Origin of the sequence: Rhizobium sp. BK661 (assembly GCF_024808825.1) — a bacterium.
Lineage (GTDB): Bacteria > Pseudomonadota > Alphaproteobacteria > Rhizobiales > Rhizobiaceae > Rhizobium.
In genome coordinates this window covers 131,051-151,923 of sequence record NZ_JANTYT010000012.1, presented here as the reverse complement: position 1 = coordinate 151,923, position 20,873 = coordinate 131,051, and the positions used below count along the sequence as shown (strand labels likewise).

The window sequence follows — 20,873 nt, the reverse complement described above, 5'->3', positions numbered from 1 at the left end:
GGCGCCCGCGGCCGCACCGACGTCCCGAAGATCGTCGACTGGTACATGCAGGGCAAGATCGAGATCGATCCGATGATCACCCACACCATGCCGCTCGAGGACATCAACAAGGGCTTCGAACTCATGCATTCCGGCGAAAGCATCAGAAGCGTGGTACTCTATTGAGGCGAGGACGACGCTCGGAGTCCAGAGACTGAGCTTCACTCAAGAAGGTTCGCCAGCGCAGCACCTGCAGCAGTGGCGGCCCTAGCTATCGCGGGCGCGGATGTAGGTCATCCGGGCCGCGCCAGCAACGGCGGCGCGGCAGCTACCCGCAAACCGGCCGCTTTCGCGACTGAATGAAGTCTTTTCATCAGGTGTAAATCTCTCTCTGCACCAAGCTCTCCTGTGCACACCACCGGCACTTGAGGTTTTTTGATCATCTTTTCTCCCGCGCCGAACGGCGTTTTGGCCTAGCCTCAATCAGCAAGACAAGCTTGGGAGGACCAGATGAGCGCGTGGATCAAGGCCTGTGAAATCGATGACATCGACAATGAGGACGTCATCCGTTTTGATCACGAAGGCAAGACCTTCGCGATCTATCGGAGCCCCGACGACAGCTTCTATGCCACGGATGGGATGTGCTCTCACGAAAAGGTGCATCTCGCCGACGGATTGGTGATGGACCACATCATCGAGTGTCCAAAACACAATGGCAGGTTTGACTACCGCACCGGCGAGGCACGCGGAGCCCCCGTGTGCGTCAACCTCAGGACCTACCGGACAAAGATCGAAGACGGAAACGTCTACCTTGGCCTGGAGTGAGGAACCATGGAAGAGTTTGTCATTGTCGGCGGCGGCCAGTGCGGCGCAAGAGCAGCGCTTGCGCTACGCGATCAAGGATTTGATGGTGGCATCACCTTGATCGGCGAAGAACGGCACCTTCCTTACGAGCGTCCACCCTTGTCGAAGGAACATCTGATGTCACCGGAGGGTATCGAACCTCCCTTCGTCGTCACGGGTAGCGTGCTTGCTGAACGGAAGATAGCGACGTTGACGGGCGATGCCGCCGTCGGATTGGATCGCCAGGCTCGGTCGGTGGAACTGGCAAGCGGACGCCGTGTCTCCTACGACAAACTACTGCTCGCAACCGGTTCGTCCCCGCGAAAGCTCTCCTCTGTGGAAGGCATGGAGCATGTCTTCTATCTGCGCACACACGACGATGCCCAGCGCCTGTCGCGACGTCTTGTCCCCGGAGGGCATTTGGCAATCATCGGCGCAGGCTTCATCGGCCTGGAGTTGGCTGCAGCGGCGAGGCAAAGAGGCCTCGAAGTCACGGTTATCGAAGCGCTGCCGCGCATCCTCATGCGAGCGGTACCGGATGCCATCGCAGCACGCGTCCAAGCGCTCCACCAGGCCCATGGCGTACGCATCCTTTGCGGTACAAGCGCGGGGCAGATCACGCCGCATGCCGCCGGCATCACCCTGTCCCTGAATGACGGCGAAATCCTCGATGTAGCGACCCTGGTCGTCGGCATTGGTGCCGAACCTCGCTGCGAACTCGCGCATCTCGCGGGCCTCTCGGTCGAGAACGGCATCGCCGTCAACGCCACGCTGCAGACAAGCGATCCAGCCATCTATGCCGCTGGCGATTGCTGCTCGTTCCCTTACGGAGGCAAGAGGATCCGCCTGGAAGCATGGCGAAACGCCCAAGACCAAGGGGCGCATGCATCCGCCAATATGCTGGGCGCGGAAAGACCCTACGAAGTGGTTCCCTGGTTCTGGTCCGATCAATACGACTTCTCGCTTCAGATAGCCGGTCTCGCCAATGAATCGACGAGCACCATCACTCGGGAGATCGACGAGGAAGCATTGATCTTATTTCATCTCGCTGACGATCAGCGGATCGTTGCGGCGAGTGGCTGGGCACGGGGCAACCGGATTGCACGAGATATCAAGGTGGCCGAGATGTTGATCGCTCAGCGCGCCAAGCCCGCACCGAGCGCGTTATCGTCGCCTGCAGTGAGCTTGAAATCTTTGCTATCCCGGTCATAGACTTTCCGGAGTTGGCGACTTTCGAATGGGAGAGGCAATGAAAGAGCTCCGGATCGGTATCATCGGAACCGGCGTCATGGGTGCCGATCATGCAACGATTCTGGCCGATGGTGTCGCGAACGCGAGGCTTGTCGCGGTGCAGGATTTTGTTCGCGGCCGCGCTGAAAACGTCGCCGCATCCCTTGGTGTGCGCGCCATCGCAGATGCGGACGCCTTGATCAGCGATCCCAACGTCGATGCCGTGATGGTCTGCTCGCCTGATGGCACTCACGCGGCGCTGGCATTGAAGGCAATTGCGGCGGGAAAGCCCGTGCTCGTCGAAAAACCTCTGGCAGCAAGCTTGGAGGATGCCGAGGAGATCATTCGAGCGGAAGTCGCAGCCGGAAAGCGCCTGGTACAGGTCGGTTTCATGCGGCGCTTTGATGCCGGTTACGTCGAGATGAAACAAGCGCTCGCCTCCGGCGAACTGGGGCGACCGCTCTTTCTCCATTGCGTTCACCGGAACGCTGTCGGCCCAGACTACCTCACATCCGAACTGGTGATTGCCAATTCCGCCGGCCACGAGTTCGACATCGCGCGGTACCTCCTCGACGAAGAGATCACCTCAGCAGTCGTCGCCAGCCCACCGGCAACCCGAAATGCCCCGAACAGGCAACCGCAGTTCATTCTGTTGCAAACTGCGTCCGGTGTGGTGGTCGATATCGAGGTCTTCACGGACGCCCAGTATGGATACGATGTGCGGGCAGAACTCGTCTGCGAGGATGGAACCATCGCGCTGGATCCCAGCCCGGCAACGACGCTGCGTACAAAGGGCCACGACGGCTTCCGGACACCTGCGGATTGGCGGCCGCGGTTCCGGCAAGCCTACCGCGCGCAGTTGGAAGCCTGGACGGCTGGCATCCTCACACAGAGGCCCTCAGGCTCGAGTGCTTGGGATGGCTACATGGCGATGTTGGTGACGAAGGCTTGCCTTCAGGCCTGGAAGACGGGCAATCGTGTTGCCGTGGAACTCCCCGAAAAACCGTCTCTGTATCAGTAACACCACAGGAATCGAGGAAATCGGCTGACGTCCGGCACGTCAGCGCGGGAATGGCGAGGTTGGCCTAGACGTCAACGAGAAAGCCCCGCTTCGCGCGAGGCTCACTCTTATCGGCAGACCGTTCTGTACCGCGTAATGTAGTGGTTGTGGCTTCGGTGCTGATACGGCACCCTCCAGCAAACGTCGCGATAAGCGTAACGCGGTCGGTAGTAGTCACGATACCTCGGTCCCTCTCGGTAATAACGAGGTGGCGGCGGATCGTCATAGTATCGAGAGTCTCCGGAACCGAACTCGAAATAAACACCTTGGGCGTCCGCAGGGGCACTTACCAGAAGTGCTGCGAGGCCGGCCACTGCGATAATCAACCGTTTCATGGTCAGTCTCCTTTCTCTGCAGATTCAACGCCCCATGATCCCTATGGTTCAGCCGTTTGAGGTCCTATAGGACCTAAGTCCTACAGGAGCTCCGGGGAAGGCGGCAGAGAAAAGCCCCGCGGTGTTGGCGGGGCTCTTTAGTATCGCTACATCTCAAAACAACGTGTCTAGGGCGACACGAGCTGAATGGGAAAACGCCGCAGGTCTGCTTCTGTTCCCGACCGTTTCCCGTTGCTACGTCTCCCGGTGCGTGAAGCCTCGCGCCACGTCGATCAGGGCACGCAATTGCATCTCGTCGTGGACTCCCTGACGATAGAACTCGATGATGATGGAAGCGATCCGTTCGGACTCGTCCGAGGACGCCTCGATCCCCTGTTCATTGCGGATATGGTGGAGCACACGATGACAGACTGCCAGATCCTTGGAATGCAACGGCTCGTCGCGGCGGCTGTAGCGTTTGTGGGACATAGTGGTTCCTCCCTCCTCCACAGCAGAAAGGAGCCCCGCAGGGAAGCGGGGCAGATAACAGGGACATTTGGAAAGGCCAAGGCGCAGTGTGCGAAACGCCTTGGAACTGTGCCTAGAACGCGATGAAAGGCTGTTGGTTCCCGCCGTCTCGTTCTGTCTTAACGCAAAAGAGCGGCAATCGCCCACAGTGCCGGGCGAGGCTTACTGGCTGACAGTTATGATGCTTGAGCCCTCGGGAAACGGCGAGACGCATTCGCGCCTCGGGCCGCCATACGGCTGGTATGTATTGTCATCCGTCCGATAGGACGCATAGCGGCCCGAACACCACACGACATGGTTGGTATTCCCGTTGCTTACCGATCCCGTGACCTCCGTGGATGGGGCCGCGAACGGAGAGGCAGGTGCGGACCTGACCGCTATAGGAGCGATAGGTATCGCTGGTGGGATTGTAGGACCGGTAACGCGACGCGCACCACTGTTCATGATCGTTGCGCAGCGAAGTGTCGCCGGAGTCTGCCGACATGCCCTGGGAGGCTGCTTCCGTTACGGGGTCCGTCTTAGGTGCCGGGACGACGGGAGTGATGGGATAGGCTGCGGAGACAAGGGGCGCAACGCGCTCGAACTTTTGGCTCCGAGGATCGACGCGCTCAGGAGTTGAAGTCCAGGGGCCGGCAGTTTGCAGATTGCCCAAGTGTTGTCCTTCGGGCACGGCACGGATGTATGTGGCAGCAGCCGCGCCGATGAGACAGGCCCCCACCGCCGCGGCAGCGCCGAACAGCACCGTAGCAATCGCTTTCATAGCAGCCTCCCTACCCCCTCGATCCAACTGATTGTGCGACACAATCGAGTTCAGCGAGAAACCCGCCTTCCGGAACTTTGTTCCTCCTCGTCCTGCCTCGCTCGGCGAAAGCCCGGCGGCACTGCGTCGCCGGGCCGGTCATCTATGCCGTCAGGATGTAGACGATCGTGAAGTCGTCCGGATCGACGATGACGATCCGTCCATCAGCAAGGATGAAGAAGCGATAGGCCTTGTACTGCGGCACGACCTCGACGATCCGCGACGGCAACGGCTCAAGGTCGATATGGCGCGGAATGTTGGTGCCGACGGCGACCTCGAAATTCGTCTCCTTGACGCGCTCGACGTGAACTTCCTTGACGACCTGGCGGATCTCGGTCTGCTGTTCCACTGAAATATTCACGTTCGTCGTGTTGTTCTCGGTCTTCGTTTCCGTTGACGACTTATTGGTGGTCGTCGAATGCTGCTCGGTGTTCGAAGACTTCGACGCATCACCGCCCTGTGCAGGCTGGTTTTGGCCGCTGGTGGTAGAATTGGAATTGGTTTCGGAACCCGAGCCGCTCGAAGACAAGCCGCCCTTGGTGGAAGAGCCGTTGTCATTCGAGGGCTTTGTCTTTGTGGTCGATCCGGCATCGCCAGAACCGCTCAGAGATCCCCCCTGACTGCCGGTCGCACCGTTCTCGGAAGGCTTCATCGTCTTGCCGGAGTTTTCACCAGTGGACGATCCGCTTGAACCCTGTTCAGCCGGCTTCTGAGTATCTGATTGGCCTCCGCCCGATTCACTCTGGCCCGAAGCTCCCCCGCCCGAAGAGCCGTCGCCTGTCGCGGGTGCGCCGGCGTCCGGTTGCTGCGTCGTGGCGCCGTCGGACTGTGGCTGCGTACCCTGCTGCGAGCTTCCCTTCTTCGGCAGGATCGGAGCGTCCTGGGCGGACGCGGGAACAAAAGCGAGGGGCGAAGTTCCGATCGCCAACGCCGCGACGATGATGGGTAGTGTCTTGCGTTTCATGTTTATTCTCCTTGAACGACAAGGCAGACGCAGCCACACCGATCGCGGCTGCGGCATATTCCCTTGATGTCGTTTGATTGGTGCTGGTGGTGAGCGCAGCGTTGCCGCGCTCTGGACCAGGATCAGTTGATGACCTGGATGACCTTGCGCGATGAAGGCTCGACGATCACACGTTCGTCGTTCACCACGGCATAGGAGTATTTCGGATTGTCAGGAACAGGCGTCACGACAACGGTCTCCGGAAGCGGCTGACCGACGATGACCTTCTGCTTGACGACGACCCGTGCCGAAGGCGCAGGCGCCTCACGGACGTAGGTAACCACCTTCTGCGGCGGTGGCTCGAGGATCGCGCCGACAGTCGCTCCGGCGACCCCACCAACGGCTGCGCCAACCGGTCCACCGACGATCGCGCCGGTGACTGCACCGCCTGCCGCGCCGTTGACGGTCGACGACTGCGCGAATGCTACGCCGGACGCTAGGACCAATGCTGCGGCAGCGCCAATCGAATGTTTGATAAGCATGTTTTCCTCCTTGAACAAAGCGGCCTCGACGGGCCGCTCGTAAATCCAACGAGGTGGAATCCTGACGGTTCCGTCTACCGGACCTCAGTCCCAGGTGAACCCGACTTTAGTCCGAGCGAACGCTTTCATGCCGGCGAACTGGCAAGGAGAAGGGGTGCTTACGCGCGTCTCATTGCTTTCAAACAAACAACTTGCGGGAAGCATGCTGCCAAACCGGCTCCGTCGAAGGACCACTATGTGCACTTGACCCTCCTTCCAGGCCTCTACCTTAGACGAGACCACGAACAAAGGAGATCGGTCGTGCCGGCCCGCATCGAAGACTACGCGCTCATCGGAGACTGTGAGACCGCCGCGCTGGTGTCGAAAGGTGGATCGATCGACTGGCTTTGCTTTCCGCGCTTCGACTCTCCAGCCTGCTTCGCGGCGCTGCTCGGCAGCGACGACAATGGACGGTGGCTGATCCGACCTTCCAGCGAGAACTACGAGGTGACGCGCCGATATGCCGAAGACACGCTCGTCTTGGAGACAGAGTTCAGAACGGAGACAGGCAGCGCGGTCATCAAAGACTTCATGCCTCTTCGCGACGGTCGCAGTGATCTGATGCGTATCGTCGAGGGCACGGACGGCACCTTGGCGTTCGACCTGGAGTTCGTTCTTCGCTTTGACTACGGACGAACTGTGCCTTGGGTGACGAGCAGCGAGGATGGCACCCTAACGGCGATCGCCGGCCCGGACAGGCTGACCCTGACATCATCGGTACCCCTGCATGGCGACGAAATGCGGACTGTGGGTTCGTTCTCTGTCTCCGCGGGAGAACAGCAATCCTTCACCCTGACATGGAACCCGTCGCACGTTCCTCGGCCGGTAGCGAGATCGATCCGGGCCGCCTTGGAGGACACCGAAGGCTTCTGGAAATCGTTTGCAAGCACATGCTCACACGTGGGCGTATGGAAGCCGCTGGTCAAACGGTCGCTGATAACGCTAAAGGCGCTGACCTATATGCCGACAGGCGGTATCGTCGCCGCGGCGACGACGTCCCTCCCCGAACAACTCGGAGGGCCGCGCAACTGGGACTACCGGTATTGTTGGCTTCGGGACGCCACACTTACCCTTTTGGCACTTATGAAGCTTGGGTACTACGAGGAAGCCAGTGGGTGGCGCGATTGGTTGCTGCGCGCTGTCGCGGGTGCCCCGGCGCAGATGCAAATCATGTATGGCGTCGCAGGGGAACGTAACCTGCTGGAGTGGGAGGTTCCCTGGCTGGCGGGTTACGAAGGGTCTCGCCCGGTACGCATCGGCAATGGCGCCGCAGAACAGGTTCAGCTCGACGTCTATGGCGAGGTCGCCGACGCGATGCTGCAGGCACGCAAGGGTGGACTGCCGCCACATCCGCGCAGTCGTCAGCTCAGCGATGCCATCCTCCAATTCCTGGAGAAGATATGGACCGAACCAGACGAAGGGATCTGGGAAGTGCGGGGGCAGCGCCAGCACTTTACCTATTCGAAGGTTATGGCGTGGGTCGCCTTCGACCGCGCGGCCACGACGGCACGCGAAGAAGATAACAGTGAGGCCGCAGCACGTTGGAAGGCCGTCGCCGACCGCATTCATCAGGATGTCTGCGACAGAGCATTCGATTCGGAGCTTGGCTGCTTCGTCCAAGCCTATGGATCAAAAGCCCTCGACGCCAGCCTGTTGCACATTGGGATGGTCGGGTTCCTCCCTCCCGAAGACCCACGTTACATCGCCACTGTCGAGGCGATCGAGCACAAGCTCCTGCGCGATGGTCTGGTCCTTCGATACGAAACCCGTGAAGTCGACGACGGACTGCCTGCTGGCGAAGGCGCCTTCCTTGCCTGTAGTTTCTGGCTTGTCGATGCACTTGTGCTGATCGGACGCCGGGACGACGCGCTGCATCTCTTCGAGCGATTGCTCTCGCTCTGCAATGACGTCGGCCTTCTCGCGGAGGAGTACGATACCCAGGCAAAACGGATGGTGGGAAACTTTCCCCAGGCGTTTAGTCATGTCGGACTTATCAACAGCGCGCTCAATCTCGCACGGGCTGAGGGACCCGCCGAGCAACGGGCCGAATAACCGTCGTTCGCAGCACCAGCTTCACCACAGGGGAGGAACCGGGCCAGGCCATTTCGACTGGAAGCGGCGGCCGACTTTTTCATCGGAGCTAAAGTCCAAAGACAATAAAAACCAGCTTTAGCTAGTTTCCCTATGTCCTTGTTTAAAGGAGTTTTTGGTGGGTGATGTAGGGCTCGAACCTACGACCCGCTGATTAAGAGTCAGCTGCTCTACCAACTGAGCTAATCACCCGTAACCGCCGTGTTGCGCGGTGTGAGGGGGCGTATAAACATGATCGTTTGGCTTGTCTAGCGCCTGCCTGAAATTTCTTTGGTTAAATGCGAAGATTTTTGCGCATGGCTGAAATGCAATGAAATCAAAGGTCCAGTGTTCCGCTCGCCATCCGCACTGCCTGCCCGCCAATCCGGGCATTCGAGATTGCCCCGCCTTCGACATCCATGTGCAGGTGAATAAAGGACGGCCGACCCATTTCTACACCCTGCTCAATCGTCAGATCGTGGTGGCCATCCGTCTGGCGGTCAAAATGGTGGATAGCGCCGGAAAGCGCCGCGGCCGCCGACCCCGTGGCCGGATCTTCGACAATCCCCATGCCGCTCGCAAACATCCGCGCGTGGAACTTCGCGATATGGTTCACACCGCCGCGACAATAAACATAGGCCGAGGCGAGCGCCCCATCGACAAAAGGAACGGTCGCTTCCCAAAGCTGTGGGTCGAAATCCATGCGTTGCGCAGCACCAAGGTCGTGCACGGGTACCATCAGGAACGGTACACCGGCGCTCCACAACGACGGAACGTGATTTTCAAAGCCGATTTCCGTGGTGTTCAGCGACAGAGCATTGGCAATTCCGAGCTTGTCGAGGGGCATGGTGATCTGCTGCGATTTCCGCGGCAGATCGAATTCGGCAAAACTCGCCTCGCCTTCTCGCAGTCGAACCGCGCACCGTACGGGCCCGACATTTTCCTCCAGCACCGAAACGAGATCGATAGTTGCGTTGCGATGCGCTTGCTCGGCGAGAGCGATGGCCGTTCCGACGGTCGGGTGTCCGGCAAAAGGCAGCTCGCGACCGGGGGTAAAGATACGGATTCGCGCCGTGTAGGCGGGGTTACCCGAAGCCTGCACAAAGACTGTCTCTGAAAGGTTCATTTCCTTCGCTATCGCCTGCATGGCGTCGTCGCTCAGGTCATCCCCATCAAAGATGACGGCGAGCGGGTTTCCGGCGAGTTTGCGGTCGGTAAACACGTCGTAGACACTGTAGCTTCGCGCCACATGGGCCTCCCTGGTCTCGGTCCTCGTTTCGCCAACCTGCCCGACCGGACGACCGAGCGCAAGGCGTTAAGAGCGGGGCTTCTCTCCAAAGTACCAATCGATGACGGGAAGCATCGCGATATTGTAGGGGTGCGCTTTCGGGTCAGCGGAAAGGATCGCAACCGCGCCGGCAATTTCCTTGTCGTCGGCAACCAACATGTGTGCGTGGATCTTCGCAATCATTTGATCGGCAGTCAGGTCGAAGCGGAAGAGACGCAGCACCGTCACCGTACGCCTGACATGGCTCGCATAGTAGTGATCGCCAGCGTCGGCATCGGAAAGATCAAGCCCGGTCTCTTCGAACACCTCGCGACGCATGTTGCCATCCACGTCGCAGCGGTTTCCGGAGATGTCTTCAGGTTCCAGCGAACCGGCGGCAAAATATACCTGACCCGGATTGGCCGTATGGTTTCCCATGCGGATTGCCACCAAGGCGCCGTCGGAGGTCTCAAGAACCGGATAGGCGAACAGATGGATGCCGCCCTGCCGATCCGGCTGTCGGCGCCACCACATGAATGTCGAGAATGGGATGACGTGGCCCTCGGCCGCCAGGCCACTTTCGGTGAGCGCCAGCCGTTTTTGGAAGACCATGCGGCCATCGAAGAGCGCCGGGTTGGCCGCAGTTTCTCGTTCCCAGTTCTCGCGGATCGCCTCGCGCTCAGCGACATAGAAGGGATGGTCTCCGGCGAGGACGCGAAGGTCCAGCCCAGCAATCGGAAATACCGTCTGCTCCGGCGGCCAGCCGGCAAAATCCTCAGAAAAATGCAGGTTCATATCAAATCCAATGTCATGACAACGGGGCAATGGTCAGAGGCCTTCGGCCGGTCCCAGCCGGTGCGGGGATAACGCTCGATCTCCTGGCCAGGTGGGAAGACGGTGCGATAGGGCTGCCCGTGCCGAACGATTTCCGGCAAGCGACCAGCATTCGTTCTGGCGAGGGCCGCCGAGATCCAGATGTAGTCGAGCTGACACAGCCACTGCTCTTGAGGTCCGCGGGCATGGTAGAGCGTCCAGCGATCGAGCGGATCACGGCGACGGACGACGTTCTCGGCAAAACCATCGTGACTGAAGACGTCGAGTGCACTGATGTTCTCGTCCTGATGCTCGAAGCGGTATCCCGTGCGGCGACGCCCGATGACGTCGACGCGCTCCTGATAATCGTTCATGTCACCACATATAACGAAGCGCTTGTCATCGGTATGAGCGTTGAAACGGTCCTCGATGATACGGCGCACGGCGAGTGCTTCGGCCCGGCGCACCGGCATGGTACCGAGCCTGCTATCGACGCCGTTCGTGCGGGGGCCGTCCATCGACTTGAAGTGAACCACGTAGAGTGACAGCGGAACACCGCCGATCTCGAGGTCGAGTTCCAGGCAGTCGCGCTTGAAGATCTTGTCGTCGATGCGGTTGGTCAGCGCCAGCTGGTCGTTGAAAAGTTCAAGATCGCGATAGGTGAGCATCGCGTGGCTCTTGATCTGCTTGAGTTCGATCTTCTGCCCTTCGCGCGTCTCTTCCCGCATGAGCACCGCGACGTCGATCCCGCGGCTGTCATTGCCCTCGACGAGATATTTTTGCCGATAGCCGTTGCCGACCATCCTGAAGAGATAGCCGTATTCGAAAGCTTGCAGCGCCTCCATGTTGTCGACTTCCTGCAGGCAGAGAATGTCGGCGTCGGCGTCTGCAATCGCCAGCGCCGTCATCTGTCGGGTATCGTCTGTGGAAGCGATTACCCGCGCCTGCTCGAGCTGCTGATAGACGCCCTCGCTGCGCACTTCGAAAAGTTTGATGACCCGGTCCTGGCGCAGTTGGTTGCGAAAGCCGGTAAAGTCGAAACGCGTCATGAGGTTTTCAACGTTGAAGGTAGCAATGCGAAGCGACATCGAACATTTCCAATTGGCTCTATGCCATTAGTAGTGGCTAAGCCCCGCTTCGGAAAGACGTTTCGAGATCAGAGACGCCAGGCGGCGCGCGCAATGACGCGCACACTTTCGCCGACCTGCAAGCGCTCCCGGTTGAACGCGCGAAGCACCTGTCCGTCGTCAAGCAGCAACTTCAGAGCATAGCGTTCACCTTCGTAGAGGATGGACTCGACGCGTGCCGGAACACCCTCACCCGCGATCAAGACATCCTCCTGGCGCACCAGAACGTCCACCTTTGGCCCATTTTCCTCGCCCGAAAACATGGGCGCGAGGGCGCTCCAATCGAAAATCCGGGTGTCACTAGCCGGAGACGACAGCGACAGGATCGCACCGCGACCGATCAGCCCGCCAACCAGCCGGCCCTCGGGCCGCGCATAGATTTCCGCGGGCGACGCAGCCTGCAGGAGGCGGCCCTCGGACATGACCGCAACGTCGGTAGCAAGGGCCATCGCCTCGCTCTGATCGTGCGTGACATAGACCATCGTCGCTCCAGAGCGCTGGTGGAACTCACGAAACGTTTCCTCCATCTCCTGTTTCAGGTGCCGGTCGAGATTGGCAAGCGGCTCATCGAGCAGCACGACGTCGGGTGACGAAACCAGGCAGCGCGCCAAGGCCACGCGCTGTCGCTGGCCGCCGGAGAGATCGGCGGGGCGCCGCTCGGCATGGTCGGCGAGCCTCACCGTTGCCAGTGCTTCACGAACCCTCCGCCTGTACGTCTCACCGGAGACGCTGCGCACCTTCAGGGGATAGCCGACATTGTCTGCGACGCTCATATGCGGCCACAATGCGTAGGATTGAAACACCATCGCCATGTTGCGCCGTTCCGGTGGCAACGACCGCGACGCGTCTGCGAGCAGCCGCTCGCCAAGATGGATAGAGCCGTCGGTTGGCGCCTCGAAGCCGGCGATCATGCGCAGCACCGTTGTCTTGCCGCAGCCCGAGGGCCCGAGCAGTGCCAGGAAGCCGCCGTGGCGGACCTTCAGGGAAAAATCGGCGACCGCCGCGCGCCCGGTACCGAAGTCCTTGGCAAGATGGTTGAGGATCAGCTCCGCCACGGTACGACTCCTCTCGGCAGGCGTTTTGCCATCAATTCCAGGAGAAGCATCATGAAGACGACCATAAGGACGACGAGCACGGCGAGTGCCGAAGCGAGATCGGAGCTGCCGCTGTCATCGAGATTGTAGATGGCAACGCCAAGCGTCTGCGTCCCGGCAGACCACAAAAGCGCGGAAATGGTAAGCTCATTGCAGGCGATCAGGAACACCAGGATCACCGATGCGCCGGTTGCCGGAGCGATCAAAGGCACAATGATATCGGCGAGCCGTCGAAAGAAGCCAGCCCCCGAGAGCCTTGCGGCCTCCTCCAGGGCCGGATCGAGCTGATGAAACGCACTGACGACGGGCTTCAGGCTAACGGCAAAGAAACTGGAGAGATAGGCGATCAGAATGATCCAGATTGTTCCGTACAGCGTCATGTGCAGGATCGGAAGCGGTGCGGCAAACACCAGGATGAAGCACACGGCAATGACGATGCCGGGCAGCGAATATGGAATCTCGATCAGGCTGGAAACGATCCGGCCAAGTAGGTCTTTCCGTCGCGTCAACGCGTAAGCGGTCAGCACGGTCACCAGAAGGAGACATAGTGCCGTTCCGGCCGCGAGGGAGAGCGAGTTTACGAACGCCGTGCGCGTGACCGCTTGCCGGAAGAGAATTTCGTAGAAAGCGCTTGCCGACATCGTCTTGAAGGTCAGCGGCACACCATAGGCCGGCACGAGTGCGCCGGCGAGGAGCGCGAAGAATGGCGCTACCAGCATGACGAAGATGCAGAGCCAGAGCAGTGGCTGCAAAAGGAACTTCCAGGGCCCCAACTCAAAGGCAGCGGTCGCGCCTGAAAGGCCGAGGACGCGGTAATCGCGTCCGCGCAAAGCGCGATCCTGAATGGCAAGCCCGGCAACGGAAATGATTGCGATGATTGCCGAAAGCACCGCGACATCGCCGAATGTCCGGCTGGTGAAGGCGGAAAACTTGGTGAAGATCAGTGTCGGAAGCGTGTAGATCGAAGCCGGTATGCCGAGAATAGCCGGTATGCCGAAGTTGCCGGTGCAGGAAACAAAGGAGATCGCAGCTCCGGCAATGATGCCGGGCAGCGAAAGCGGCAGGATGATGTCGCGGAAAACCCGAAGACTCCCGGCTCCAGCGAGACGCGCCGCCTCGACACCATCGCGCGGCAACGCCATCAGGCCGGCCCGGAGAGCGAGATAGACGAGCGGCGCGTGCTGCACTCCGTAGAGCAGCGAAATACCACCGACCGAATAGAGCGGCTGCGGCGATCCAAGCGGAGGCGCAATGTGCAGAGCCTTCAACAGTGGGCTTGAGGGCCCGGACATCTGCACCCAGGCAAGCGCCGTCACCTGCGGCGGGATCATCATCGGCAGGACGAACAGGAAGCTCAACGCTCCCTTGCCGCTGATATCCGTCAGCGTCAGCAGGAACGCGAAGGCGCAGCCTATGGCCAGTGAAATCAGTGTGCCAAGAATGGCCGTGACGAGCGTGTAGTAGGTCGCCGACCAAAGCGCGGGATCGCTGAGCACCGCGCCGACGCCGCCATTTGCAAGTGACGCAATACCTGTTACCGCGAGCCGCGCCAGCGGCAGCACGCTCAGGACCAGGACAACGATAACGACAAGAGGAAACAGCCAAGCGGGCTGGCTGTTTCCGGGACGAACATATTCGCGCATCTGCGTTCTGGCGACGATCAGTTCGAGCCGTAGATGCCGGAGAAGGTCTTGAGGTCCCGATCGGTGTCTTTCAGCGCCTCGGCGGCATTGATCGGCAGCAGCATGATGCTCTCACGAGCCGGAAAACCCTCCGGCAGCTTCATACCGTTGCGAGCCGGGATGTAGCCGAGCTTGAGGAACCCTTCCTGCCCCTTTTCGGAAAGAACGTAGTCAACGAATTTCTTCGCCGCATCGGCATTCTTCGAGCTTGCGAGAATACCCACCGGCTCCGTTACCGCGGAGACGCCTTCCGTCGGGAAGACGAACTCGACCGGCGCGCCCTTGGCCTTTTCGCGGATCGGCATGTAGTCGACGATCATACCGAAGGCCTTTTCGCCCGCGGCGACCGACTTGAGCACCGCACCGTTGCCACCGGCCGCCGTCGCGCCATTGGCGGCGAGATCCTTGTAGAAGTCCCAGCCGAGGCCGTCGACACCGGCCAGCGTCTGTGCGTGAATCAGGGCCGCGCCCGACGTCAGCGGGCTCGGCATAGTCACGAGGCCCTTGGCTTCGGCCTTCGTCAGATCCTTCCAGCTCGTCGGCTTGAACGCGGCAGAAGTGTTGTAGACGATGCCGGTGGTGATCAGCTTGGTCGAATAGTAGTAGCCGTCAGCGTCATAGAGTGCGGCGTCGTAGCTGGCAGCTTCCGGCGACTTATAGGCCAGTAGCTTGCCGGCTTCCTTCAGGCGCTCGAGCGTGACCGTGTCTGCGATCAGCAACACGTCAGCAACCGGATTGCCGGCCTCGATTTCAGCCTGCAGCTTTGCCATGATCTTCGGCGTGCCGTCACGCACCCAGTCTACCTTGACGTCGGGATTGGCCGCCATGAAGCCGTCGACAGTCGCTTGCGCATCTTCATTCGGCTGGCTGGTGTAGAGAACGAGATTTGCGGCTGATGCCGGAATTGCAAGCAAGGTCGCTGCGAGCAGCGCGGCGGCGGAAACGATCGTCTTCATGGTGGATCCTCGGTGATGGGAGAGCCGATCCTTAGCCATCTCGGATAACATGATTGTGACAGTCTGCTTCGCGACGCTGACGTGCAATCTGGCCCTTGACCCGCCTGCCCCGCACCTATCTTCTAACGCACGTTTTGGCTCAAGCCTTTGGGAGGGGGACGCATATGGAATACCGGCTTCTCGGCCGCTCCGGCCTCAAGATTTCGACCGTGACAATGGGCACGATGACGTTCGGCGGCCAAGGTTGGGCGAAGATGGTTGGTGATCTCGGAGTCGCCGAAGCGCGCAGGCTTGTCGACCTATGTCTCGACGCCGGCGTCAACCTCATCGATACGGCCGACGTCTACTCGCAGGGCGTTTGCGAGGAAATTCTCGGCGAGATCATCGGAGGGCCGCGCAAGAACGGCGTGCTGATCGCGACCAAGGCACGCTTTCGCATGGGAGACGGGCCGAACGATACGGGCTCGTCGCGCTATCATCTCATCAGCGCCTGCGAAGCGAGCCTCCGGCGCATGAAGACCGACGTGATTGACCTGTACCAGCTTCACGAATGGGACGGACAGACGCCTCTCGAAGAAACCATGGAAGCGCTCGACACGCTCGTCCGCCAAGGCAAGGTCCGCTATGTCGGCTGCTCGAATTTCTCAGGCTGGCACATCATGAAAGCGCTTGGTGTCAGCGAAAGGGAAAAGCGGGAGCGGTTCGTCAGCCAGCAGATCCACTACACCCTCGAAGCACGCGACGCGGAATACGAACTGCTTCCAATCAGCGTCGACCAGGGGCTCGGCGTGCTCGTCTGGAGCCCGCTCGCTGCCGGGTTGCTCTCCGGCAAGCATCGCCGCAACCAGACCGCCCCTGAAGGGTCGCGTCAATTCGCCGGGTGGACCGAGCCGCCGATTCGCGACGAAAACCGCCTCTGGAATATCGTCGAAACGCTGGTGGCGATCGCCGAAGAACGTGGCGCCTCGGCAGCCCAAGTGGCGCTTGCCTGGCTGATCGGTCGCAAGGCGGTGACCTCGGTGATCATCGGTGGTCGCACCGAAGCCCAGTTCAAGGACAATCTGGCCGCCGCTGAACTGAAGCTGACTGAAGACGAGCGCAAGCGCCTCGATGCCGTCAGCCTGCCGCCTGTGCTCTATCCATATTGGCACCAGCTCAATACGGCAAGCGACAGGCTGAGTGAGGCCGATCTGGAATTGTTTGGCCCGCACCTAAATCGGTAGTTGGTTCCGAAAGTCGGCGGCCAATCAGCCGCCGATCTCCGCGGTGACGAGCGCCCCGAGGCGGCTGATTCCCTCCTCGATCATCTGATCGTTGGCGCAGGAGAAGCTGACGCGGAAGGTGTTTGCTCCCGAGCCGTCGGCGAAGAATGCCTTGCCGGGGACGAACGCGACCTTGGCTGTTTCCAGCGACTTGGCGAGCAGCTTCGCGCCATCCATGCCATCAGGTAGCGTTACCCAGATGAACATGCCGCCTTCCGGCTTGGTCCAGCTCGTGCCGGCCGGCATGTATTTCTCCAGCGCCGCCAGCATGACATTGCGGCGGTGGCTATAAACGGACCTGATCTTCGCGACCTGCGCATCGAAACCGCGTTCCGCGACGTGGGCGATCGCCATCTGATTGATCGTCGAGGAGTGCAGGTCAGCCGCCTGCTTCATCAGCACCAGCTTGCGGATGACGGAAGCGTTGGCAACGATGAAGCCGACGCGAAGACCGGGAGCCAGCGTCTTCGAGAAGCTGCCGCAATAGATCGTGCGGGTATTGTTGATGTGTCCCCTCTTCGCGATCTCGGTCGCCAGGATCGGCGCGACCGGCGTGCCGTCGTAACGGAGCGACTGGTAGGCCGCGTCTTCGATAACGGCGATATCGAGTTCTTCAGCCAGCGCGAGAACCTTCTCTCGTCCAGCCTGATCGACGGTTTCACCCGTCGGGTTGGCAAAATCGGCGGAGAGATAGGCGAACTTCACCTTGCCGCCCGCCGCAGCGGCCTGCGCCTTATAGGAATCGGGCGTCCGGTTGCCGTTCGGCGTCAGCTGGTCGTAGGTCGGTTCGTAGGCACTGAAGGCCTGGAGTGCGCCGAGATAGGTCGGCCAAGTAACCAGTGCCGTGTCATCAGGCGAGAGGAAAAGCTTGCCGAGATAATCCAGGCCCTGCTGCGAGCCGGACACGATGAAGACGTTCTCAAGCTCGCATGGAATGTTAAGCGCGGCCATCTGCTTGACCAGCCACTCGCGAAGCGGCTTGTAACCTTCGCTGACCGAATACTGCAGCGCCGAGTTCACGGCCGAGCTGCTGAAGATATCGGCGTAGGCCGCCTTGAACTCCTGATCGGGAAAGAGCGCCGGATCCGGGATACCACCGGCAAAGGAAATGATCTCAGGGCGGTCAAGGAGCTTCAGGAGCTCGCGAATCTCCGATGCGCGCATCCGTGAAGAACGCGTCGCGAACATGCCTTCCCAATTCAACATCGGTATTTCCTCGCAATTTTTTGTCTTTAGGCCAGAGAACCACGCAATAAAAAATAAGTCAACATTACTGACCTATTTCTTTGCCGCCATGACAATTTCGGGAAGCGGAGGTCACTTCTGTAAACAGAAGCCAGAACCGACCAGAATCGATCTTTTCAAGACCCACCCCGTGGCGGTAGTGTCGCCGCCACTATCCAACATGCTATGAAGGTGCCAGCAATGTCCGCGTCGTCGAATACTCCTGAAATCAAGATCGAATTCCACGCGTCGCCGGTCTCGGAAGCCGATCGAACTCAGGCTCTGGAGACACCCGGCTTTGGAAAGGTCTTCACGGATCATATGGTTCTGGCCCGGTGGACTCCCGACAAAGGCTGGCACGATGCGAAGGTCACGCCGCGGCGGCCTTTGGAGCTCGATCCCGCCAGCGCAGTACTGCACTACGCCCAGGAAATCTTCGAAGGTATGAAAGCCTACAAGGCGGACGATGGTCGCATACTGCTCTTCCGGCCGGAAGAGAACGCCCGTCGTTTCGCGCAGTCGGCGGCCAGGATGGCGATGCCTGCCGTGCCGGAAGAACTTTTCCTGAAGGCGGTCGAGGAGCTTGTCCGCGTCGACAAGGCATGGATTCCATCAGGCGACGGCAGCCTCTATCTGCGCCCGTTCATGTTCGCCAACGAGGCGTTCCTCGGCGTCCGCCCCGCTCAGGAATATATCTTCTGCATAATCGCCTCCCCGGTGGGTGCATACTTCAAAGGCGGAGCAAAGGCGGTTTCGCTCTGGGTCGAGACTGAGTACACCCGAGCAGCAGCCGGCGGCACCGGTGCTGCCAAATGCGGCGGAAACTACGCGGCCAGCCTCGTCGCACAGGCCGAGGCGGCGAAGAAGGAGTGCGATCAGGTCGTTTTCCTTGATGCAGCGGAACATCGCTGGGTCGAGGAACTCGGCGGGATGAACGTATTCTTCGTGATGAACGACGGATCTGTAGTAACCCCACCTCTCGGCGGCACGATCTTGCCGGGCATCACGCGCGCCTCGGTAATAGTTCTCGCAGAAGAAAAGGGCTTGCGCGTCGAGCAGCGCCCCTACTCATTCGCGGAATGGCAGGCGGATGCGGCCAGCGGCAAGCTCGTGGAAGCATTCGCTTGCGGCACTGCAGCAGTCCTCGCGGGCATCGGCCTCGTGCGACACGCCGGCGGCGAGTTCCGTATCGGAGACGGACAGACCGGCAAGCTGACCAGCGAGTTGCGTCAGGAGCTCGTCGGCCTGCAGAAGGGCGTCACAAACGATGAACGTGGCTGGACACGCCGTATCCTCGCCTGAGGTCATCAGCGGCGCGCGAGCAGTCGGCCGCCAGTAGTTCAGAGACTTCGGAAACCGGGCGACGCCCGGTTTTTTGTGGTTTGCGCCGAGAGGCGTGAAGCTTCAGCCGCTGGCAAAATCAAGGAGTTTCGGGCGGCATAGGAAAAGCCTTCGTTCCCCGCTTCCGTTTGGGGAAGCGGGGGAGTCTTTGCGACTGCAGCTCGACCGTCCCGCGCTCAGGAATGGAACAGGGCGGCGATCTGCTCTTGTGTCGGCAATTGGCCTCGCGGCGTCAGCTTGTCGACCACTCCAGGCAGAACGGTCGACAATTGGTTCAGCAGCTCCTGCTCGCTGATTCCCGCCTGACGTGCGAGATCGCTGATCGTCTGGGACCCGAGCGCACTATTGAGACTGCCCGGTGCGATCGGTTTATTCTGCCCGGGTTGGACCCAGGAATCCACCGTATCGCCCTGCCCGGCTTCCGTCAGCTTGCCGAGAAGACCGCCAAGGCCACCGAGACCCCCAAGCCCGCCGAGAAGGCCGCCGTCACCGGCCTGCGGGCTGGCTTGCGGATTGGCCTGCTGGCCAGCCGGATCCGTCTGGCTGCCGCCGCCACCGAGGAGTTTGCCCACCAGCAACGCGCCGAGAGCAATCATGATCGGCTTTGATATATTTCCGCCTGGAACGGCGTCGTCAAAGATACCCATGCCATCCTCCTTTTTGGTTTCTTCATTTCACTGAACAACAACTGTAGAATGAAAGCATAAGGCTCTCACGAACCTTGAATTCCCCGGCGAGCTATTTAGCTAAACGGGAAGATGGTCTGAATATTCAACCAATCAAGGAGGGACACGGCGGATGTCAGTAATCAGTTGGATTATCCTTGGACTGATCGCGGGATTCATCGGCAGCAAGATCGTCAACAAGTCGGGCGCGGGGATGTTGATGGACATCGTCCTCGGCATCGTTGGAGCGATCGTCGGCGGCGTCATCTTCAGCTTCTTCGGCGCATCGGGCGTAACGGGCATCAATATCTACAGCCTCGTCGTCGCGGTCATCGGTGCTGTCGTTGTTCTCTGGCTGTACCACGCCGTCAGCGGGCGCCGGTCCGTTTAGCTCGCCATTTCTATGTCGACGGGATGAGCGCTGCCTCAAAGGCGGCGACTTTGTGCGTGTAACTCCGGCCTTGGCGCATCGGGCAAACGATCATGGCAGACGAGAGTACATCTTCATTCTACGACGACAACGCGGCAACCTATGCCTCGCGGCAACGCAAGCTGCCGGTACGGCGGCTCGATGCCTTTCTGTCGTTGCTCCCGCCCGGTGCGGCGATCCTCGATCTGGGTTGCGGTGGAGGACAGGACAGCGAGTATATGCTGTCGAAGGGCTTCGCCGTAATGCCGACAGACGGATCACCGGAAATAGCCAGGCAGGCCGAAAGCCTCCTCGGTCACTCCGTCGCGGTCCTGCGCTTCGAGGATCTGGACGAGGAAGAAGCATTCGATGGCGTTTGGGCAGAGGCAAGCTTGGTGCACGTCCCGCGAGCCACCCTTCCCGAGGTGCTGGAACGGATCCGCACTGCGTTGCGGCCCGGCGGCACCTTTCACGCCACTTTCAAGGCGGGCGAGGCCGAAGGGCACGATGCGTTCGGTCGCTACTACAACTATCCGTCGGCGGAGCTACTCTCGGAAATGCTGAGCAATGGAGGCTGGCATAACATAGTCATCAGTGAAGGCGACGGCACCGGCTATGATGGAAAGCCTACCCGCTGGCTTGCTGTACGGACGCAAAAATAAAGGCCGGAACTTTCGTCCCGGCCT

21 protein-coding genes, 1 tRNA gene and 1 pseudogene are annotated in these 20,873 nt (G+C 60.3%); 9 read left to right on the top strand and 14 right to left on the bottom strand.

Translation table 11 applies throughout. The features are described 5' to 3' along the window. The 4 genes and pseudogenes from FHX16_RS22080 to FHX16_RS22065 all read left to right on the top strand — a co-directional run. Positions 1-165, top strand: a pseudogene (locus FHX16_RS22080) (S-(hydroxymethyl)glutathione dehydrogenase); the annotation flags it as partial. A 324-nt stretch (positions 166-489) separates the two neighbouring features. Continuing rightward, on the top strand, positions 490-804 hold the full coding sequence (locus FHX16_RS22075) for a MocE family 2Fe-2S type ferredoxin (RefSeq protein WP_183860780.1): 315 nt from the start codon (positions 490-492) through the stop codon (positions 802-804). Positions 805-810: 6 nt separating this feature from the next. Then, on the top strand, positions 811-2,034 hold the full coding sequence (locus FHX16_RS22070; protein ID WP_183860782.1) for an NAD(P)/FAD-dependent oxidoreductase: 1,224 nt from the start codon (positions 811-813) through the stop codon (positions 2,032-2,034). 37 nt (positions 2,035-2,071) lie between these two features. After that, the gene (locus FHX16_RS22065; RefSeq protein ID WP_183860784.1) at positions 2,072-3,073 is read left to right on the top strand and encodes a Gfo/Idh/MocA family oxidoreductase; all 1,002 of its coding nucleotides are present in this window, start codon (positions 2,072-2,074) and stop codon (positions 3,071-3,073) included. A 608-nt stretch (positions 3,074-3,681) separates the two neighbouring features. Here FHX16_RS22065 and FHX16_RS22060 read toward each other — a convergent pair. The 5 genes from FHX16_RS22060 to FHX16_RS22045 all read right to left on the bottom strand — a co-directional run bounded on the left by FHX16_RS22060 (position 3,682) and on the right by FHX16_RS22045 (position 6,238). Next, positions 3,682-3,915, bottom strand: coding sequence for a hypothetical protein (locus tag FHX16_RS22060; protein ID WP_183860786.1), 234 nt, complete (start codon positions 3,913-3,915; stop codon positions 3,682-3,684). Between the two features lie 201 nt (positions 3,916-4,116). Further along, complete coding sequence (locus FHX16_RS31635; RefSeq protein ID WP_405049311.1) at positions 4,117-4,245, bottom strand: BA14K family protein; 129 nt, start codon at positions 4,243-4,245, stop codon at positions 4,117-4,119. Continuing rightward, positions 4,205-4,714 carry a BA14K family protein gene (locus tag FHX16_RS22055; RefSeq protein ID WP_405049310.1) on the bottom strand — a complete coding sequence of 170 codons (510 nt, stop codon included), beginning with the start codon at positions 4,712-4,714 and terminating at the stop codon, positions 4,205-4,207. The genes FHX16_RS31635 and FHX16_RS22055 overlap by 41 nt, the downstream gene beginning before the upstream one ends. A gap of 142 nt (positions 4,715-4,856) precedes the next feature. Then, the gene (locus FHX16_RS22050; protein ID WP_183860788.1) at positions 4,857-5,717 is read right to left on the bottom strand and encodes a DUF1236 domain-containing protein; all 861 of its coding nucleotides are present in this window, start codon (positions 5,715-5,717) and stop codon (positions 4,857-4,859) included. A 122-nt stretch (positions 5,718-5,839) separates the two neighbouring features. After that, on the bottom strand, positions 5,840-6,238 hold the full coding sequence (locus tag FHX16_RS22045) for a DUF1236 domain-containing protein (RefSeq protein WP_183860790.1): 399 nt from the start codon (positions 6,236-6,238) through the stop codon (positions 5,840-5,842). 300 nt (positions 6,239-6,538) lie between these two features. Here FHX16_RS22045 and FHX16_RS22040 point away from each other — a divergent pair, with 300 nt between their 5' ends. Continuing rightward, positions 6,539-8,329 carry a glycoside hydrolase family 15 protein gene (locus tag FHX16_RS22040; protein ID WP_183860792.1) on the top strand — a complete coding sequence of 597 codons (1,791 nt, stop codon included), beginning with the start codon at positions 6,539-6,541 and terminating at the stop codon, positions 8,327-8,329. 155 nt (positions 8,330-8,484) lie between these two features. Here FHX16_RS22040 and FHX16_RS22035 read toward each other — a convergent pair. From FHX16_RS22035 to FHX16_RS22005, 7 genes are all read right to left on the bottom strand, one after another. Then, a tRNA-Lys gene (locus FHX16_RS22035) sits at positions 8,485-8,560 on the bottom strand. A 124-nt stretch (positions 8,561-8,684) separates the two neighbouring features. Next, positions 8,685-9,596, bottom strand: coding sequence for a PhzF family phenazine biosynthesis protein (locus FHX16_RS22030; RefSeq protein WP_183860794.1), 912 nt, complete (start codon positions 9,594-9,596; stop codon positions 8,685-8,687). A 66-nt stretch (positions 9,597-9,662) separates the two neighbouring features. Beyond that, positions 9,663-10,409, bottom strand: a complete 747-nt coding sequence (locus tag FHX16_RS22025) for an NUDIX hydrolase (protein ID WP_183860796.1) — start codon at positions 10,407-10,409, stop codon at positions 9,663-9,665. Beyond that, positions 10,406-11,515: an endonuclease/exonuclease/phosphatase family protein gene (locus FHX16_RS22020; protein WP_259130383.1), complete on the bottom strand. Its 1,110-nt coding sequence runs from the start codon at positions 11,513-11,515 to the stop codon at positions 10,406-10,408. The genes FHX16_RS22025 and FHX16_RS22020 overlap by 4 nt, the downstream gene beginning before the upstream one ends. A 68-nt stretch (positions 11,516-11,583) precedes the next feature. Further along, positions 11,584-12,609, bottom strand: a complete 1,026-nt coding sequence (locus tag FHX16_RS22015) for an ABC transporter ATP-binding protein (protein ID WP_259130381.1) — start codon at positions 12,607-12,609, stop codon at positions 11,584-11,586. Continuing rightward, positions 12,597-14,291 carry an iron ABC transporter permease gene (locus tag FHX16_RS22010; RefSeq protein ID WP_259130379.1) on the bottom strand — a complete coding sequence of 565 codons (1,695 nt, stop codon included), beginning with the start codon at positions 14,289-14,291 and terminating at the stop codon, positions 12,597-12,599. The genes FHX16_RS22015 and FHX16_RS22010 overlap by 13 nt, the downstream gene beginning before the upstream one ends. Positions 14,292-14,308: 17 nt before the next feature. Beyond that, on the bottom strand, positions 14,309-15,286 hold the full coding sequence (locus FHX16_RS22005) for an ABC transporter substrate-binding protein (protein ID WP_259130377.1): 978 nt from the start codon (positions 15,284-15,286) through the stop codon (positions 14,309-14,311). A 164-nt stretch (positions 15,287-15,450) separates the two neighbouring features. Between FHX16_RS22005 and FHX16_RS22000 the strand changes: the two genes are divergently transcribed. Beyond that, entirely contained in the window at positions 15,451-16,509 is a 1,059-nt protein-coding gene (locus FHX16_RS22000) for an aldo/keto reductase (RefSeq protein ID WP_259130374.1), read from the top strand. Positions 16,510-16,533: 24 nt separating this feature from the next. Here the strand turns inward: FHX16_RS22000 and FHX16_RS21995 are convergent, their stop codons facing one another. Beyond that, entirely contained in the window at positions 16,534-17,754 is a 1,221-nt protein-coding gene (locus FHX16_RS21995; protein ID WP_259130373.1) for a PLP-dependent aminotransferase family protein, read from the bottom strand. 219 nt (positions 17,755-17,973) lie between these two features. Here FHX16_RS21995 and FHX16_RS21990 point away from each other — a divergent pair, with 219 nt between their 5' ends. Continuing rightward, complete coding sequence (locus FHX16_RS21990; protein ID WP_183754712.1) at positions 17,974-19,074, top strand: branched-chain amino acid aminotransferase; 1,101 nt, start codon at positions 17,974-17,976, stop codon at positions 19,072-19,074. 215 nt (positions 19,075-19,289) lie between these two features. Here the strand turns inward: FHX16_RS21990 and FHX16_RS21985 are convergent, their stop codons facing one another. Continuing rightward, positions 19,290-19,760: a YidB family protein gene (locus FHX16_RS21985; protein WP_183754710.1), complete on the bottom strand. Its 471-nt coding sequence runs from the start codon at positions 19,758-19,760 to the stop codon at positions 19,290-19,292. A 151-nt stretch (positions 19,761-19,911) separates the two neighbouring features. On the opposite strand from FHX16_RS21985, the gene FHX16_RS21980 reads away from it, so the two are divergent. Both FHX16_RS21980 and FHX16_RS21975 read left to right on the top strand, forming a co-directional pair. Further along, the gene (locus tag FHX16_RS21980; RefSeq protein WP_183754708.1) at positions 19,912-20,169 is read left to right on the top strand and encodes a GlsB/YeaQ/YmgE family stress response membrane protein; all 258 of its coding nucleotides are present in this window, start codon (positions 19,912-19,914) and stop codon (positions 20,167-20,169) included. Between the two features lie 92 nt (positions 20,170-20,261). Then, positions 20,262-20,849: a bifunctional 2-polyprenyl-6-hydroxyphenol methylase/3-demethylubiquinol 3-O-methyltransferase UbiG gene (locus tag FHX16_RS21975; protein WP_183754706.1), complete on the top strand. Its 588-nt coding sequence runs from the start codon at positions 20,262-20,264 to the stop codon at positions 20,847-20,849. The last annotated feature ends 24 nt before the right edge of the window (positions 20,850-20,873 follow it).

Excerpts from the sequence above, each read along its gene's own strand:
- FHX16_RS22075 (WP_183860780.1), top strand. The coding sequence starts at position 490 with ATGAGCGCGTGGATCAAGGCCTGTGAAATCGATGACATCGACAATGAG.
- FHX16_RS22070 (WP_183860782.1), top strand. The coding sequence starts at position 811 with ATGGAAGAGTTTGTCATTGTCGGCGGCGGCCAGTGCGGCGCAAGAGCA.
- FHX16_RS22065 (WP_183860784.1), top strand. The coding sequence starts at position 2,072 with ATGAAAGAGCTCCGGATCGGTATCATCGGAACCGGCGTCATGGGTGCC.
- FHX16_RS22060 (WP_183860786.1), bottom strand. The coding sequence starts at position 3,915 with ATGTCCCACAAACGCTACAGCCGCCGCGACGAGCCGTTGCATTCCAAG.
- FHX16_RS22055 (WP_405049310.1), bottom strand. The coding sequence starts at position 4,714 with ATGAAAGCGATTGCTACGGTGCTGTTCGGCGCTGCCGCGGCGGTGGGG.
- FHX16_RS22050 (WP_183860788.1), bottom strand. The coding sequence starts at position 5,717 with ATGAAACGCAAGACACTACCCATCATCGTCGCGGCGTTGGCGATCGGA.
- FHX16_RS22045 (WP_183860790.1), bottom strand. The coding sequence starts at position 6,238 with ATGCTTATCAAACATTCGATTGGCGCTGCCGCAGCATTGGTCCTAGCG.
- FHX16_RS22025 (WP_183860796.1), bottom strand. The coding sequence starts at position 10,409 with ATGAACCTGCATTTTTCTGAGGATTTTGCCGGCTGGCCGCCGGAGCAG.
- FHX16_RS22020 (WP_259130383.1), bottom strand. The coding sequence starts at position 11,515 with ATGTCGCTTCGCATTGCTACCTTCAACGTTGAAAACCTCATGACGCGT.
- FHX16_RS22010 (WP_259130379.1), bottom strand. The coding sequence starts at position 14,291 with ATGCGCGAATATGTTCGTCCCGGAAACAGCCAGCCCGCTTGGCTGTTT.
- FHX16_RS22005 (WP_259130377.1), bottom strand. The coding sequence starts at position 15,286 with ATGAAGACGATCGTTTCCGCCGCCGCGCTGCTCGCAGCGACCTTGCTT.
- FHX16_RS22000 (WP_259130374.1), top strand. The coding sequence starts at position 15,451 with ATGGAATACCGGCTTCTCGGCCGCTCCGGCCTCAAGATTTCGACCGTG.
- FHX16_RS21995 (WP_259130373.1), bottom strand. The coding sequence starts at position 17,754 with ATGTTGAATTGGGAAGGCATGTTCGCGACGCGTTCTTCACGGATGCGC.
- FHX16_RS21990 (WP_183754712.1), top strand. The coding sequence starts at position 17,974 with ATGTCCGCGTCGTCGAATACTCCTGAAATCAAGATCGAATTCCACGCG.
- FHX16_RS21985 (WP_183754710.1), bottom strand. The coding sequence starts at position 19,760 with ATGGGTATCTTTGACGACGCCGTTCCAGGCGGAAATATATCAAAGCCG.
- FHX16_RS21980 (WP_183754708.1), top strand. The coding sequence starts at position 19,912 with ATGTCAGTAATCAGTTGGATTATCCTTGGACTGATCGCGGGATTCATC.
- FHX16_RS21975 (WP_183754706.1), top strand. The coding sequence starts at position 20,262 with ATGGCAGACGAGAGTACATCTTCATTCTACGACGACAACGCGGCAACC.